This window comes from Pseudomonas sp. B611 (assembly GCF_055407965.1).
In genome coordinates this window covers 1-15675 of record NZ_JBUZST010000033.1, presented here as the reverse complement: position 1 = coordinate 15675, position 15675 = coordinate 1, and the positions used below count along the sequence as shown (strand labels likewise).

General features: G+C 56.2%; 14 protein-coding genes and 5 pseudogenes. 6 read left to right on the top strand and 13 right to left on the bottom strand.

The window, feature by feature from the left end:
* Nucleotides 1–118: 118 nt before the first annotated feature.
* On the bottom strand, nt 119–1222 hold the full coding sequence (locus ACZRMO_RS29875; RefSeq protein ID WP_200657273.1) for an IS5 family transposase: 1104 nt from the start codon (nt 1220–1222) through the stop codon (nt 119–121).
* A gap of 471 nt (nt 1223–1693) precedes the next feature.
* Nucleotides 1694–2272: an S-(hydroxymethyl)glutathione synthase gene (gene gfa / locus ACZRMO_RS29870; protein ID WP_308936174.1), complete on the bottom strand. Its 579-nt coding sequence runs from the start codon at nt 2270–2272 to the stop codon at nt 1694–1696.
* Between the two features lie 442 nt (nt 2273–2714).
* On the opposite strand from gfa, the gene ACZRMO_RS29865 reads away from it, so the two are divergent.
* The gene (locus tag ACZRMO_RS29865; protein WP_234451291.1) at nt 2715–3014 is read left to right on the top strand and encodes a redoxin domain-containing protein; all 300 of its coding nucleotides are present in this window, start codon (nt 2715–2717) and stop codon (nt 3012–3014) included.
* A gap of 11 nt (nt 3015–3025) precedes the next feature.
* The gene (locus ACZRMO_RS29860) at nt 3026–3565 is read left to right on the top strand and encodes a DsbA family protein (protein WP_200657275.1); all 540 of its coding nucleotides are present in this window, start codon (nt 3026–3028) and stop codon (nt 3563–3565) included.
* An 87-nt stretch (nt 3566–3652) separates the two neighbouring features.
* On the opposite strand, the pseudogene ACZRMO_RS29855 reads toward ACZRMO_RS29860, so the two are convergent.
* Both ACZRMO_RS29855 and ACZRMO_RS29850 read right to left on the bottom strand, forming a co-directional pair.
* Nucleotides 3653–4456 (bottom strand): annotated as a pseudogene (locus tag ACZRMO_RS29855) (CmcJ/NvfI family oxidoreductase).
* A gap of 517 nt (nt 4457–4973) precedes the next feature.
* Nucleotides 4974–5192, bottom strand: coding sequence for an Hsp20/alpha crystallin family protein (locus ACZRMO_RS29850; protein WP_463975236.1), 219 nt, complete (start codon nt 5190–5192; stop codon nt 4974–4976).
* Nucleotides 5193–5203: 11 nt separating this feature from the next.
* Here ACZRMO_RS29850 and ACZRMO_RS29845 point away from each other — a divergent pair.
* Nucleotides 5204–6354, top strand: a protein-coding gene (locus ACZRMO_RS29845) for an IS3 family transposase (protein WP_104502081.1) whose coding sequence is annotated in 2 segments (ribosomal slippage) — nt 5204–5438 and nt 5438–6354 — 1152 coding nt in all. Because the reading frame shifts where the segments join, the coding sequence is not laid out codon by codon here.
* 15 nt (nt 6355–6369) lie between these two features.
* Here ACZRMO_RS29845 and ACZRMO_RS29840 read toward each other — a convergent pair.
* The 5 genes and pseudogenes from ACZRMO_RS29840 to ACZRMO_RS29820 form a co-directional block, all read right to left on the bottom strand.
* Nucleotides 6370–6711: an Hsp20/alpha crystallin family protein gene (locus ACZRMO_RS29840; protein ID WP_463975235.1), complete on the bottom strand. Its 342-nt coding sequence runs from the start codon at nt 6709–6711 to the stop codon at nt 6370–6372.
* Nucleotides 6712–6738: 27 nt separating this feature from the next.
* Nucleotides 6739–7110: an Hsp20/alpha crystallin family protein gene (locus ACZRMO_RS29835; RefSeq protein WP_200657277.1), complete on the bottom strand. Its 372-nt coding sequence runs from the start codon at nt 7108–7110 to the stop codon at nt 6739–6741.
* 27 nt (nt 7111–7137) lie between these two features.
* Entirely contained in the window at nt 7138–7425 is a 288-nt protein-coding gene (locus tag ACZRMO_RS29830; protein WP_234451294.1) for an Hsp20/alpha crystallin family protein, read from the bottom strand.
* 406 nt (nt 7426–7831) lie between these two features.
* Nucleotides 7832–8376, bottom strand: a pseudogene (locus ACZRMO_RS29825) (molybdopterin cofactor-binding domain-containing protein); the annotation flags it as partial.
* Nucleotides 8377–8449: 73 nt separating this feature from the next.
* Nucleotides 8450–9346 (bottom strand): LysR family transcriptional regulator, encoded by an 897-nt coding sequence (locus ACZRMO_RS29820; RefSeq protein WP_179055911.1) that lies wholly within the window; start codon nt 9344–9346, stop codon nt 8450–8452.
* Between the two features lie 218 nt (nt 9347–9564).
* On the opposite strand from ACZRMO_RS29820, the gene gloA reads away from it, so the two are divergent.
* On the top strand, nt 9565–9960 hold the full coding sequence (gloA, locus tag ACZRMO_RS29815) for a lactoylglutathione lyase (protein ID WP_084321250.1): 396 nt from the start codon (nt 9565–9567) through the stop codon (nt 9958–9960).
* A gap of 602 nt (nt 9961–10562) precedes the next feature.
* On the opposite strand, the pseudogene ACZRMO_RS29810 reads toward gloA, so the two are convergent.
* A pseudogene (locus ACZRMO_RS29810) lies at nt 10563–11462 on the bottom strand (IS3 family transposase); the annotation flags it as partial.
* Nucleotides 11463–11536: 74 nt separating this feature from the next.
* Here ACZRMO_RS29810 and ACZRMO_RS29805 point away from each other — a divergent pair.
* Nucleotides 11537–12562 carry an IS110 family RNA-guided transposase gene (locus ACZRMO_RS29805; protein WP_200657278.1) on the top strand — a complete coding sequence of 342 codons (1026 nt, stop codon included), beginning with the start codon at nt 11537–11539 and terminating at the stop codon, nt 12560–12562.
* 259 nt (nt 12563–12821) lie between these two features.
* Here the strand turns inward: ACZRMO_RS29805 and ACZRMO_RS29800 are convergent.
* Nucleotides 12822–13082: pseudogene (locus tag ACZRMO_RS29800) on the bottom strand (transposase); the annotation flags it as partial.
* Here ACZRMO_RS29800 and ACZRMO_RS29795 point away from each other — a divergent pair.
* On the top strand, nt 13071–13457 hold the full coding sequence (locus ACZRMO_RS29795) for a nuclear transport factor 2 family protein (RefSeq protein WP_200657279.1): 387 nt from the start codon (nt 13071–13073) through the stop codon (nt 13455–13457). The pseudogene ACZRMO_RS29800 and the gene ACZRMO_RS29795 sit on opposite strands and share 12 nt — an antisense overlap.
* A 643-nt stretch (nt 13458–14100) precedes the next feature.
* Here the strand turns inward: ACZRMO_RS29795 and ACZRMO_RS29790 are convergent.
* Both ACZRMO_RS29790 and ACZRMO_RS29785 read right to left on the bottom strand, forming a co-directional pair.
* Nucleotides 14101–14529 carry a molybdopterin cofactor-binding domain-containing protein gene (locus ACZRMO_RS29790; protein WP_463975237.1) on the bottom strand — a complete coding sequence of 143 codons (429 nt, stop codon included), beginning with the start codon at nt 14527–14529 and terminating at the stop codon, nt 14101–14103.
* 231 nt (nt 14530–14760) lie between these two features.
* Nucleotides 14761–15515, bottom strand: a pseudogene (locus ACZRMO_RS29785) (molybdopterin cofactor-binding domain-containing protein); the annotation flags it as partial.
* Nucleotides 15516–15675 lie beyond the last annotated feature (160 nt).

The following is a 15675-nucleotide window of genomic DNA, read 5'->3' as shown; positions in this document are numbered from 1 at the left end:
TGAATTAAAGACAAGAAGGGTCTGTTTTTCGGCCGACTTGGATTTTTTGAACCTCAAGCAGCGAGGGCCTCAAAAATCGGTGGGTACTTCAGACCTTCCTTAGAGGGTGTAGACAAAATCAAGTAGTCAGCCGACGAGCAAGCATCCGGGCCTCGGCCAGCCACACCCATGCTGCACTCACATCGAACAAGCGATCGTGGTGCATGATCAAGCGCCTGGCCCGCTCATTCCAGGCGTGAGTTCGTTCCACTACCCAGCGCTTGGGCATAACCACAAAGCCGCTTGTAACCGGCGCTGTCGTGAACAAATCGCCTTGTTCTGAATGCCACTTCCCGGTACGTCGATTGTTTGGCCCTCGAATGACTTGAACTTCAAGCGAATGACTGTGCCGCGTGCGCTGGGCCCACTTTCCGGCATAGGCACTGTCGACGAACAGGGTATTCAATGATGGGTACTTGCTCATCGAGGACGTCACCGCGTCGTCTGCCGCATCTCGATCCTGCACGCTGGCTGCACTGATGCTCACCGCCAAGAGCAAGCCTAAGGTATCAACGATGAGACTGCGCTTGCGCCCTTTCACCTTCTTGCCTGCGTCGTAACCACTTTCACCACCCTGGGGCGAGCTACGAGTTGATTGAGAATCCAGAACAGCGGCTGACGGCTTTTCATCACGATCCACCCGCTCTCGCCATTGGGCACGAAGCCGATCATGCATTTGCTCAAATTTGCCCTGAGCGCTCCAGCGGCGGAAAGTTTTATAGACATTGTCCCAATGTGGAAACTCGCGAGGCAGCATTCGCCATGAGCATCCAGTGCGCACGACATAGCAGCAAGCCTCCAGGAGCGTGCGCCTGGAGTGCCGGGGTGGCACGCCACGACCGCCCGATACTTCAAACAAATCTGCGACCAGCGTCCATTCGGCGTCGGTCAGGCAACTGGGGTAGCGCTGCTCCGGCAACTGACGCCGGTGTGCCTCGGTGTAGCCATAAGACTTACGAGGTTCGGGAGGTTGGAAACTACCTTTGGCCCGTTCCTTTACACGAACAATCCCCGCCAGTTTCAACGCCTTTGCGAACGTGTCGGGATGAGCGGTGATGCATGTTTCAGCATGGAATGCTTGCGCCAATTCGGCCTGACTGGAATAGGGCTGCGCATGAGCAAGCTTGGTCAGCAGTGGGTAATGCTCCGCAGCAATTGCGGGCGGGCGTCCAGTTTTAGGCATGGCAATGCTGTATATAAGAGAGGCAAGGAGTTTACTTTATTTTGTCTACACCCTCCTAGGTTCAACGCGGCTGAGTCACCACACGAAGGAATTCTAGTGATGCTGATAAAAGTCGAAAGAGGAAGTACGTCGGACGACTGGCTCGTTTGGATGAACGCATGGTGCGTTAAGTTTCGCAGCTATGCAGAAGCCGAAGAATTCGTGAAAAGATTGAAAGGCCGTATAAATGCACCGCATCCCTACCCCATTGGCATGGCAGACTTGTAATCGAACTGTCTTGACGGTGTCGCCTCCGAAGCATCCGCCCAAAGAATGGTCATCAAATTGCAATCATCGGCAACAACAATGACGCTATACGCGCGCTCGGTCTTTCGCGGCCGCTTTAGGTGGCCCCAGTTAATTATGTGGGGCGCACAACATCAAAGGTGAATCGGACCGCGGTCCGGAAAAGAAACCGCGGCGACCGATCAATCAGGCGGCGGGGAGCAGGCCTTTCTGTTTGGCGACATGAGTCGCCAGTGCGTCCATCAAATCTGGGGACAGGCAGTCATAGGGTTCCAGGCCGATCGAGCGCAAGCGCTCGCGGATAGCCTTCATTTGCGCTGGCGGTGTTCCGGTTTCGATGATGGAGGACACGAACGCCGCGAATCCCGGCGCAGCCCATCCGCTCTGTGGCGAAAGCTCGGTGTGGACGAAGTCCAGGCCATAAAACGCATGGTCCTTGTTCTCGATGCGCCCAAAGAGATGGGCGTGACACTGCTTGCAGGCGTGGCGTTGGATGGTGGCGGATTCGTCGACAATCACCAGCTTTTCGCCGTGGGCAATGACGCTGACCTTATCTCGAGGCACCACGGCGATAACGGCGAATGTCGCGTTTTGTGGTTTCCAGCATTTGCTGCAGCCGCACGCGTGGTTATGCAGAGTTTGTGCGTCGATCTTGACCTCGACCTTGTCGGTCACACACAGGCATTGCAGGGTGCCACCTGTGAAATTCGCGGCGGCGGGTTGGATACCATTGTCCAGTGCAAGGTGAAGTTGCAAGGTGCTCATGCTGGCGTCTCCGTTTTAGGGTGTCAGACAAAAGTGCCTGGGGCCGTGCCCCAGACCGGTAGTTCATCAGAACTCGATGACGGCGCGGATCGATTTGCCTTCATGCATCAGATCGAACCGCGGCGGATTTCGAATAGGACACAGTGCATAAACGAGTGACCTCCTTCGGTGTGACCGGTCGGTTACCCAGATCAAGAATAGTCTGCGATGACGCCTCGAGCGCGGCTAGGGTGTCGTTGTGATCCATGACTGAACCGTATGACCATCGCAGCCGAATTCACGGGTAATCTCTTCTTGATCGTCGGGTAACCATCGAAAAAATGCTTCGTCTGACAAAATCGCCATGATCACCGATAGCGCATCGCTTTCATTCGCTAGCACGCGTTGAAGCGTAATAGTTGTGTCTTTGAGTATGTAAGCGAACTACTTCTGAGACAAGTTTATGGGATTACTGGGTATCTCCGTCGACAGCGCTTGGTGCCATCAGGCCTTTGCCAAAGATCGGAATTTTCACTTCAGCCTGCTGGCCGATTTCGAGCCCACTGGGGCTGTGGCGCGACAGTATGGAGCATACGATTCCCACCTGGGGGTTTGTAAGCGGGCGCTGTTCGTGATCGACAAGGAGGGGCTGATCGCCTGGAGCTACGTCTCACCGATGGCAATCAATCCTGGGGCAGACGGCATTTTGGATGCGTTGGATGCTCTGGCGAATTCGCCACAAGGCACGCAAACCAAAAATTAACAGGTGATCACATGGCCACTCTCAAAGTCCCGGTAAGTGACAACGACCATCGCCAGGGCAGTGCGCATGCCAAGGTCACCCTGGTGGAATTTGGCGACTATGAATGTCCTTACTGCGGTTTAGCGTATTGGGTCGTCAAAAAGCTACAGCAGCATTTTCTCGAGGATCTACAGTTCGTGTTCCGTAACTTCCCATTGACCACCGCTCACCCGCATGCGCTCGGTGCAGCTGTCACCGCGGAGTATGCCGGGAGTCGGGGATTTTTCTGGGAGGCTCACGACGAATTGTATGAACATCAGGATCGATTGGGCCTGCCGCTATTTCGGGCCATCGTTCAAAAACACGGCCTCTCCAGCAAAGAACGCGTTCTTGCCATGCAGGACGATATTTACCTCCCCAAAATACAATCCGACTTTAATGGCGGCGAACGAAGCGGCGTGAATGGCACCCCAGCGTTTTACATTGACGGGCTTCGCTATGACGGGGTTCCAGAGCTCGCCGAGATGAGTCGGATGATTGAGCTTTCGTTGGTGCGCGGACGAAATCGCTAGAGAGCGACATCGGTTTGGCATCAACCACACCGTAGCCGAGGGCTCTGCAGTCATGGGTGGATCAGCTATCCGCCAGGTGGCAAAAACTTAATCAAAGAAGGCCAGGGTGCGAACTTCGATACTCTCGCGCGGTGGGGCTCCCGGCGGCGTATTTGGGTCCCGGAAGGCGGTATGGGGCGTGAAGCGGGCTCGGCCGTCGTGACGCGAGTCATACCCCTTGATCAGCAAGACTTCGTCACGGAGCATGTCCGGAAAATAGTACCAGCGCTGGTGCGGATTGTAGGCCAGGTGGTAGATCTCACCGATACGATCCGGATAGACCAGGGCGGTGGCCAGTAGGTCATTGGGGTCGAGCGTCGAGGCGTCCAGCACGGCCAGCGGCGAGCGCTTAACGGGCCCGCTCATCGGGCGCCAGAGGTTGATCTGGGCCACCGGCACCGCTGCCAGTGTGGCGGCCTGATCCATGCCCAGCGCGTCGCGGATACGTTCAGGCCCCTAGCGCTCTGTGTAGTCATTATGCACACGGCTGGCTGGGCCGCGAACATCCCGCCCCTCGGCGTCGCTGCGCCTGGTGTGGTCGAAGATGATGACCCGGCCCGCGCCCGTCAACTCCTTGATCAAGGCCTTGACCTCTTCATAGTAGACGTTTTCCACTGAGGTATCGTCGTAGAGGTCGTCGACCACCGTATCCCGCCGATGGAATTCGAACCCCTGCTTGTCCAGAGAAAGGCTGTCTGCCAACGGACGACCGTTGTGTATCGTGACCTCGCGCTCCTCCTGCTCGGCAAAGGAATGCGGTTCACTGTCGCCGGTCAGAGCCTCGGTATGCACATAGGGCTTCGCATCGTGCTTGACCAGGTAGGTGAGTGTCGTGATGACACTGGCGGGCATATCGGTTGTGCATTTCAAGTAACACCTCCCGGTCTGCTGACCGCATCCGGCGTGGTGTCACCGTGGCGGCGCTGTAGCTTGCATGTAGACTCTCGATCGTATGCCTTCGAACGGACACTTTCAAATGCTCCCCGAGGTGCATGGTCCCCGACCGGTAGAAAAGGACATCTCTCAACTCGGCACCGACGACCAGCTTGACCAGGACTGGCGCGTCGGACTCCAGGCCCGCGCCCAGGGCGACTACTAGGCGCACGACGAGTAGCACATGGAATCCATACCCCGTAGTTTGCAGCAGGAGCACTCGTTGCTTTGGTTGTCTCGGATCCCGCTGCTGACAGCGTCTCAAGCCGTGATCCTGAGACGCTGCGTAATGGCACAAAGTAATCTGGCGTGGTGAGCGCTGACACTCTCTACTCCCCCGGTTCAAGAACTGCCCGCCCGCGAGTTTGTGGCGGGCGGGCAGTCCAGGTGACGAGGGGTGTCCCTTGCCTGCGACAGACAAGATGAAGTCGCAGTATCAACCCGAGCGAACCTCGATCCGCCTGCCACGCGCGCGCTTTTCCTTGGGCAGTTCGACACGCAACACGCCGTTGCTGCATCTAGCTCTCGCCTGCTCGGCATTGACCGGAGCGGGAAGCTGAAAGGTGCGCCGGAAACTGCCGAAGGTGCACTGCCGGACGCGATATGAATCGCCCCTAGTTTCGTAGACACCTCCAAGCCTTAAAATGAGGCCCATTAGGAGGTGCCATGAGCAACCAGCGTTATCCCGAAGAATTCAAAATCCAGGCGGTCAAGCAAGTGACCGAAAAGCAGCTTCCTGTCTCGGAGGTGGCTGCACGATTGGGTGTGTCTGTGCACAGCCTCTATGCCTGGGTTAAGCGCTACACCAAGCCCCAGGAACAGCGCGTTGAGGAGGATGATCAGAGCGCTGAGGTTCGTCGTCTACGTGCCGAGCTGAAACGGGTGACGGAGGAGCGAGACATCTTAAAAAAGGCCGCCGCGTACTTTGCCAAGGAGTGCGGCTGAAGTACGCCTTTATTAAGCAGCAAGCGGGTCATTACGCGATTCGACGGCTTTGCCTGACGCTCAAGGTTCATCCCAGCGGCTACTACGCGTGGCTGTCAGAACCAAAATCTGCGCGAGCCAAGGACGATCAGCGACTGCTTGGATTGATCAAACACTCCTGGCTGGAAAGCGGTGGCGTTTATGGCTATCGAAAGATCCATGATGACCTGCGAGAGGTTGGTGAGAGCTGTGGCCGTCACCGGGTGGCTAGGTTGATGCGCCTTGAAGGTTTACGTTCTCAGACTGGGTATCGACGGAGGCCTGGAAAATACGGTGGTAAGCCAGCCGTTGCCTCACCGAACTTACTGAAGCGCCAATTCGATGTCAGAGAACCCAACAAAGTTTGGGTCACAGACATTACCTACATCCGAACATATGAAGGCTGGCTGTATTTGGCCGTGGTGCTCGATCTGTTTTCACGCCAGATCATTGGTTGGTCAATGAAGTCGCAGATGACCAGCGACGTAGCCATTGATGCACTGCTGATGGCGGTTTGGAGACGTAAGCCGAAGCAAGAGGTGATGATCCACTCGGATCAAGGCAGTCAGTACAGCAGCTCAGACTGGCGAAGCTTCTTGAAAGCTAACAACCTGGTAGCCAGCATGAGTCGTCGAGGTAATTGCCACGACAACGCTGTGGCGGAGAGCTTTTTCCAGTTGCTGAAGCGGGAACGGATCAAGCGTAAAATCTACACTACACGCCAGGATGCTCGAGATGATGTGTTCGATTACATCGAGATGTTTTACAACCCAAAACGACGCCACAGTTTCAACAATCAGCTGTCACCGGTAGAGTTTGAAAAGCGTTACGCAGCGAGCCTTGAGAGTGTCTAGAAAACCCGGGGCGATTCAATAACGCCCATTACCCTGCTCCTGCTCGATGTGCTTTTCATCGCTAATGATCAGGGCATCTCCTCGCACTTCCAGATTCAGATCCTCCTTCACCATTCCCGGCACATCAAGGCGAACGACGATCTGGTCGCCATCCTCGTAAAGATCACCGGCCAGCAATCCCCAGTTCGAGGCAAGTGCCGGTGACGAGGAAGGAACCTCCGACGAGCTCCTGCTCCGGTTGACGGGCGTGAAGCGCGTCAGCGCCTCGCTGGTACGATCACGAAGCTGACGCCAGCCCTCGCCCAGCGAATACCAAGTTTCCACCAGGCCATGCTTGAGTTCAGCTAGTTTGTCCATGGGGTCGACCTCCGCACACTCAAGGCCCTACTCGCCTTTCACGACAATCTTGCCAGGCTGGGCATGCGCATGTTTGGGAACGCGCAAGCTCAGCACGCCGTCCCGTAACTCAGCGTCGATCCGGGTCGTATCCAGCTCAAAGCTCAAGGTAAAGGCTCGTCTGAATCGTGACAGCTGGACCTCGGCGTAGACGGCCTCCAGGTGTTGGGACATCTGCGGCATGATCTCCCCTTCCAGCAAAAGCGTGTCACCTTCCACATTGACCACGAGACGTTCCTTGGGCACGCCCGGAAGGTCGGCAAACAATTGGATTCCGTTGTCATCTTCGAAGACATCGACACGCGGCAGCAGTGTTTGGGTTTCAGTCTCACTGCGCACGACTGTTTGCTTGTCGTTCATGGTGATTCCTCCTTCAAACCGATGCTGTTACTGAATGGCTATGCGCCTGGGCTGCGCCACCTCACGCCGAGGTAGCAAGATGCGCAGAACACCGTCGCAACAGTGAGCTTCTACCTTGTCGGTATCGACCTCATCGTTGAGGCTCACAGTACGCTTGAAGCGTCCGGAAAAACGCTCGTTGGCATACACGGAGCAATTGCCCTCATCTGCACTGCGCACCGGCCGGCGCTCGCCAGAAATCGATAGCAACCCTCGGTAAATCTGCAGATCGAGGTCGTTCGGATCGACGCCCGGAACGACGGCGAAGATCTGCATGCTGGACGGCGTGCTTCCTACGTTGACGGCAGGAAAAGCGTCACTGGCCAAGGCGCGAATACTGCCCGGGCGCCCGAGACCAGGACTTGTTGAAGTTCGCGCTGCAGCCTCTCGAACTCGGCAATGGGATCGCTCGACAGATTAAGAAGGGACACGTACATGACAATCCTCCTTCCATCTGACTGACATGATCTCGAACAGGAGACACGGAACACCCTGCTCCGGCCCCTGACGACGGGAAATATGTAAGCGATTTCGACGTTTTTCAAGTCATGGCTTAAACGAATATGGAATTAGATACTCCTACCCTTTTGCACGTTGAATCTTTTCCCTGGTCCCACTGAATGAAGCCAAGAAAAGGCTCTATTCCAGGCCTCCCGAGCTCGATCAGGTTCGAAGATGCAGTCAAACTGTATGACTTGCCTAACGACCCTCCGAGCGCCGTGGGGTCGAGTTTTTCACCCTGCTTGCCCGCGATGGCCTCGGCGGCCCCTTCAGTGGCACTGATCGCTTCGATTGCCAGCGGCCAGCCGTCGTTATCCAGCGCACCACGGAAATTCACTGCGGCCACAGGACGGAGCACGTCCTGCAGGAACTCTTCCTCGCGACTCCAAATTAGTTTCACCGTTAGCCCCACGGCCTTGGCCAATTTGATGGCCTGCAGGTACCGGCTGGCGGAATCGTACAGAAAATGCCGCCCGAAGAATCCACCCAGCAGCGGCGAATGCAATGTGATGCGGGAAAGCTCCAGACCAGTGTGTTTGACTATGTCCGCACGAAACATGTCCGGCGCCTGATTCGGCAGCCAGACCTCCAGCGAACCGCCCGGATTAAATTGGCCAGCGCAGAAGGCGGTTCCAACTGCCCGTGGTTCAGGTATTGGTTGCGGTAAGTGGCGTCGACCCCGGGTCTTGGCATTGACAAAAATCGCAGTCCCCCTTCATTTTCGTCAGGAAGGTATTCGCTGGTTTCTGCTTAACAACGTATCTTTTACGTGCGGGGTACCCTTTACCGTCCACCATGATCAGCACCAGCGCGGCTTTTTTGGACTCGGTAACGACCAATTGCTCTGAATATCAATTATCTCGATGAAGTTTTTTATTAAGGGCGACTGCTGACTTTTTCGCCAGACGAAATAGATATCGCTCGAGTCCAGGCCAGGCACATGATCGGCCTGAAATGTATCCGCTTGGCTAGCGTAAAGGTCGACATAACTTTCCGGAACACAGGCGAAGCCTAACCCTTCTGCTATACATGCAAAAATACTCGGATACGACTCGATTTCCAAAATCGCCCGAGGCTGGATGCCGTTGCTTTCAAGCCAGTTGTCAACCTGGTATCTGTAGTGACAGGTGCGACCAAATACATACAGTTCAAGTCCAGCCAAGCTTCCGGGGGTGGGCGAGGAGAAAGCCTTCGGTACCACTCTCAGTAAGCGCTCACGAAAGGCTAAGCGGCTTTCAAGCAACGGATGCTCAATTGGACCATCAGTGAGGATCAGATCAAGCTCGCCATCGATCAATAGTCGCTCCAAGTGTAGCGAGTGCTCCGGACGGATGTGGAGATCTACCCCCGGCGCCTCCAGACGGTACCGTACGAGACGCTGGGGCAGATGATTAGCCAGCGCCACATCCAGCGCCCCGACTCGAAGCACACCATTAATGGAATCGGTCGAAAAAAGCGAGCGTGTTTCAGCCGCCAGATCGACGAGCAACTTTGCGTTGCGGTAGACCAGCCTACCTTCGGGTGTAACCAGCAACCGGTTTTTTTCTCGGTTGAACAGGACGACACCCAGCTGGTCTTCAAGCTCTCGTAGCCTTGCTGTGATGTTCGAAGGTACGCAATGCAGCTGTACGGCGGCGGCGGCTATTGTGCCGTGCTCTACGACGGCGCAAAAAAAACCGAGCTGTGAAAGCTTCAAGACATTTTCCTTTTGTGATGGCACTGCTCACTTTTTGTCACTTTTTGTGAATCCAGTGTAAGCTTAACATCGGCCTCGCAAAGGCATCCAATCACCTTAATCTTCTGGCCTCAAAGGCTCGCGATAGATAGGGCGTGGACGCACGGCTTTCGTCTCTGTTAGAGAAAGCCTTCTAAGAGATGTCGGCCTTGCGGGCCGACGCTGCAGCGGAGAAACTAATGCGCATCCTACATACCATGCTACGCGTAGTAGATCTGGATAAAACCATTCACTTCTACACCAAAGTGCTCGGCATGAGCCTTTTGAGACGGAAAGACTATCCGGAGGGCAAATTCACCCTTGCTTTCCTCGGGTATGGTCCGGAGACAGAATCTGCCGTCTTGGAACTGACGCGAAATTGGGGACAGGATAGCTATGAACTTGGCGATGCTTACGGGCATGTCGCTATCGAGGTTGAGGATGCAGAAGCGGTGTGCAATCGCGCAGCAATTCTGGGTTATCGCGTTCCTCGGCCAGCAGGTGTCATGAAACATGGACGCACGATAATCGCTTTCATTGAAGATCCCAACGGGTACAAAGTCGAGCTGATTCAAAAAGGCACACAATTCGACTAACCGGGTTTTGGCATGCCGGTTCGGTTCTAAATCGCTCCTTTTGGATCAAGATTTCACAACGCATCGAAGACGAGGGTGCAGCGTAACCGTCCGGCGAAGTCACCTACCCGACTTCAGCGCTAAGGGCGATGTTCTCCACTTATAAAGTACGTGGACACCTTCGCCCTTATCTCCGGATTTCCATGCGCCAAAGAACCTCTTATCCCAAACCGTTTAAAGTCGAAGTCGTCCAGGAATGCCTGACACCAGGCGTATCGATGGCCAGCGCTACTTAGCGCCACGGGATCAACGCCAACCTGGTTCGAAAATGGATTCCTGTTTATAGCGATGGTCAGCCGCCGGCGCCGCCCGCTTTTGTTCCGATGAAACTTGAGTCGTTAAATCAGCCGGTTCAGCAAGGGCCTGTCAGCATCAAGATCCCTTTCGGTCAGCAAAAACTCACGGTGAAATGGCCATCTTGAGGGTTGGCCGGGATTCGCGCCAAATTCGCCAAAATGCAATTAAGCTTATGATTTAAAAGCTAAAACTGAATTTTGTAGTCAATCGGTTTGATCTTCCGATCGAGGTCCAGGGTGTAGTCGCCAAAACGATTGATGTAGTGGTCAACTAATCCCGGACACGACGTTAAGTTTTTCTTCGGCGCGAGCTGGCGCCAGCCCGCCGTTGAATTGATGGGGTCGAACCCAGTTGTACCGATGCATCAAGAAGTGGCTGATATCGCGCTGGGCTTCTTGAGCCGTTCTGTAGCCCGTGGTCGGTATCCATTCCGTTTTCAAGCTGCGGAACACGCGCTCCATTGGCGCGTTGTCCCAGCAATTCCCCCGGCGACTCATGCTCTGGCGCATGCGATAACGCCACAATCGCTGACGAAATAAACGACTTGCATACTGGGACCCTTGATCTGAGTGAAACAGCAGGCCCTGAGGTCTTCCTCGTTGCTCGTAAGCCATATCCAACGCCTTGATCACCAGATCGGCGTCCGGCTTTTCCGATAACCCCCAGCCCACCACCCGGCGCGTGCAAAGATCCAGCACGACAGCCAGGTAATGCCATTTCCCCTGGGCCCAAATGTAGGTGATGTCGCCGCACCACACTTGGTTGGGGGCCGGGACATCGAACTCCCGATTCAAGATGTTCGGGATATCGAGTCGCTCTACCGTCGCTCGTTTGTAGGCATGTGATCCGGGTTGTTTACTGACTAAATCAAGCTCGCGCATCAAGCTGCGCACTTTGAACCGACCAAGCTGCTCACCGTCTTCACGCATCAGCGACAAGATGCTGCGGCTGCCGGCAGCGCTACGGCTTTGCGTGAACAACTCGCTCACCCGGCTGCGCAACCGAAGCCGTTCAACATCGGGCGTGCGGCGCCTAAGGCGCTGGGCGTAGTAGCACGAGCGGGTGACTTCAAACACCTTGCACAGCCAATCAACCGGCTCATGGACGCTCAGCTGATTGATCAGCGCGTAGGCTCGTGATCTTCCGACATCAAGAGCGCGGTAGCCTAATGAGATGGTCACCCCCACACCTTGCGAGGGCTACGCTTTAGCAGGGTGTTTTATTTTCGGAGGGCATCATCATGAGCGAGTCAGCGCTGATAGGCATTGATCTCGGTAAACATACGTTCCATCTGCACGGCCAGGATAAATCAGGCCGGGAGCTGTTTCGCAAAAAATGTTCACGGGCGCAAATGATGCAGTTTTTCGCCAGCTCGCCGAGCTGTGTCGTGGCAATGGAGGCCTGTGCGGGGTCGAACTATGTTGCTCGTCAGTTGGCGGCAATTGGACACACTGCCAAGCTGATTTCCCCGCAGTTCGTTAAGCCCTTCGTCAAGGGCAACAAAAACGACTTTGTCGACGCTGAGGCGATTTGCGAAGCCGCTTCTCGTCCTTCGATGCGTTTCGTTACACCCAAGACTGAATCCCAGCAAACCCTTTCTGTGCTCCATCGAATGCGCGAAACGTTGGTGCGTGATCGCACCAGAACCGCTAATCAGATGCACGGTTTTCTATTGGAATTTGGCGTCAGCCTGCCCAAAGGTTTGGCCATCATGAAGCGTCTGGCGGTTGTTTTGGCTGAGCATGAACTGCCTGTTCGGCTGACGGTGTTGCTGCAGCGTTTGCACGATCATTTCGTCTACCTGGATGAGCAGATCAAGGAGTTGGATAAAGAGGTAGCGGGCCAACTGGCCGACGATGATCTAGGTCGCCGTTTGCTGAGCATCCCGTGTGTGGGGCCGATCACCGCCAGCCTGCTGGCTGTGGAAATGGGCGATGGTCAGCAATATGGTTGCAGCCGTGATTTCGCAGCGTCTGTGGGACTTGTGCCGAGGCAATACAGCACGGGCGGACGGGCGAATTTGCTAGGCATCAGCAAGCGGGGCGACAAAAATCTCAGGCGCCTGCTGGTGCAATGCGCAAGGGTCTACATGCAACATCTGGAGCGGCAGAAAGGGGCGCTGGCGGACTGGGTAAGATCTCTGCTAACACGGAGGCATTCCAACGTAGTTGCCTGCGCGCTGGCCAACAAGCTAGCCCGTATAGCCTGGGCAATTTCTGCACACCACACCGAATACGAAGCAGGGCCAGACGCGCTGAACGCATGACCCTGCGGTTGTTGCTTTACCACGATTTACCTTTCAGGTTTTGCGATAGCTGAATAATGGATGACGTAAACGGCCTACCGGCCTGACGAAGAACCTGTTTTAAAAATTGGCTCAGCGAGAAGCCGTTAGCCTTTTCAGGATCGTCAGGCGCGACTCTCATCATGGCGCGAGTGAATCATCCAATAGACGCCGGATAGATTTAAGCAAGCCAACTACTTCGCCCATGAATCAGCATTGCAAAAAAGGGGGTGACCATAGATTTTAATATGGATTTTTCCCGTTCAATGCGGGCAATCCGGGCTTCCAGCTCCTGAATTTTCTGCTGTTCCGGGGTCAATGCTTTGCTCTGCGGCGTAACACCTTGGCGTTCCTGCTGAACCTGATCAACCCAGCGGCGCAGGGCTGACTCGCCGACGCCGAGTGAACGGCTGGCTTCGATGTAGCTGTAGTTTTGCTTGAGCACGAGGTCGGCAGCCTCGCGTTTGAATTCAGCAGAAAAGGAACGGCGTTGTTTGGTCATCTGACACCTCGATCTGGCGAGCATTCTCGCCTAAATGGGTGTCCGGTTTCATTAGACCACTACACACTGACCTGCTCCCCAGACTTCCGTCAACCGTACCAGGAGGCTGAACGTATCGGCAAGGCTCATCCGGCAACCTTCGATACCCTCGACTTCGATGTCTACACCAACCAGAAGTGGGACCGACTGCAGGAGAGTCACGCCCAGGATATCGTCGTGCATTATCCCGACGGGCATCAGTCGAAGGGGCTTGCCGCACACATTGAAGAACTGAAGCCAATGTTCGTGTTTGCGCCCGACACCCGGATTCAGGTGCACCCGGTAAAAATCGCGTCAGGCGAGTGGACCAGCGTCATTGGTGTGATCGAGGACTGAAGTGGTTGCCAGGATTTGAAGGCCGCGTTCGGCACGATTGTACTGATCGTGATCATTTCCTGTTTTCGCTCATCAACCACCTTCAGGCCATAGGCATTGAGCCAATGATGCAGCTCCTGAAGAGTTTTGAACGCGGTATAGGATGTGCTGTTCACCGTGACGGTGAAGTAGTAACCACAACCCACAGCTGAACGGTGCTGGATAAGCACAAACAGTTGCCGCTTGCGATACATGCTTGCGAGGCGCTCGCCTGGCAGATCCCGACCAGGACGGTTGGGGATGTTGGTGATGCAGTAATCGCCCCGATACACTTCGTTAGTGACTTTTCCTCACATCAAAACCATTGGCAGGCAGCCTGCGAACGGCCCGGGAGCTTATAGATTTTTGCTAAAGACCAGCGAGTTGCGCTGGAAGTTGTAGCGAACTAAAGGGGTCGTAGTCTGAGTGTTCCCCACAAATCTAGTCCAAACCCCGCGCCTGCAGGTGCACTTCCAGGCGCAGGGCTTGCTCCATTTCCTCCAGGGTGTCGCGGCGGATTTCCTGCCCGTAATTTCGCCAATATTCCAAGCCTAACCGCCATAGTGATAACACCCGCTTGTTCTTGAGACCGCCAACCTGATCCATGTGGCCCGAAGACCCGGACTCAGGATGTTTTTTCGAGTGCTTGCAGGATGTCAGCGGGCCGTATCGGCAGGTGGCGAAGTCGAGCGCCGACGGCAGCGAAAATCGCATTGCCGATCGCGGGACCGACCACTGTGGTAGCGGGCTCACCCAGGCCGACCGCGGCTTCGGTGCTCGGGAGGAATTCGATCTCCATCTCGGGGACGTCACCCATCCGCAACGGCGTGTAGGTGTCGAGATTGGTGTCCTTCACCTCCCCTTTCTCGATCTGCGTGCCTTCGTGCAGCGTCATGCTCACGCCCCAGAGGGCGGCCCCCTCCATCTGCGCGAGAGCGCCATCGGGATGCACAATGGTGCCCGCGTCGACAACGATGGTGAGTTTTTCCAGCTTCACCACGCCGCTGGCACGATCAACCTTCACGCGGGCCACGCAGGCGAGCCAGGTCGGCATGCCGCGCTCCTGACCGAAGGTGGTGGCGATGCCCAGCCCGCTGTCTGCCGGCAGTGTGCCGCCCCAGTTGGTTTTTTCCGCTGCGCGCTTGAGCACCTTGGCCTGACGGGTGGCGCCGCCGACTGCATTGGGTGCGCTACCGGCGTTCCTGCCTTTGCCATCGAGCAGGGCGAGGCGGAAGGCGAGCGGATCGGCATCGACCGAGTGGGCGGCCTCATCCATGAAGCACTCCAGGGCCCAGTTGGTCCAGCCCGGCCCAACCGAACGCAACCAACCGGGTCGGAAGGTGCGGTTGGCGAGGTCGTTGGACAGGGCGCGTACCCGATGCGCGCCGACCGAATACCAGTGGTCGGCCCCGGCTATCGCGAAGGGGTCGTAAGGCACGCCATTCGCGCCCTTGGGCATGAAGTCCGGCACCATGATCTGGGTCGGCCAGCCAGCGGCGGCATGATGCTCCATGGCAATTACGCTGCCGCCTTCGCCGAAGGCCAGGCGCAGGCGTTGGATCGAGGGCGAACGGATGGAGTCGAAGCGCACATCGTCGGCGCGGGTGCAGAGCATCTTCACCGGCTTGCCGATGGCTTGGCCGCCAGCGCCGCCGGCACGGCATAGTCGCCGTTGAGCCTGCGCCCGAAGCCGCCGCCTAACAGATAGCTGCGCATGATGATCTTGTCCTGGCCGCCCCCGAGCGCCTTCGCTAGTACCGGCAGGATCAGCGACTGCCACTGGTTGCCGGTGTGGATTTCCCAGATACCGTCCTTCTCGAACGCCAGTGCGTTGAGCGGTTCCAGTTGGAAGTGCAGGACGCTCGCCGTGCTGTAGGTACGCTCCAAGGTCGATTTCGCCTTGGCGAATGCTTCGTCGACACCTTCATCGGGCCATACCAGGGAGCCGACCGCGGGATCGTCGATCAGTTTGGCGCCGTGGTCGAGCAGGTCCTGCTCCGACACGTTGGCCGTGTCGCCTGCAGCCCAGGTCACCTGCATTTTTTCAGCTGCACTATTGGCGGCGGTGAAGGAGTCGGCATACACCATCACCCAGCCTGGCACTGAACCGCCCCGGGTATCGCGGAGGCTATTGTGTTTGAGTCAGGCTGCCACTGGAATGGCTGCCTGACTCTGTTCGTATAGTGCCTCAAACTCGGCT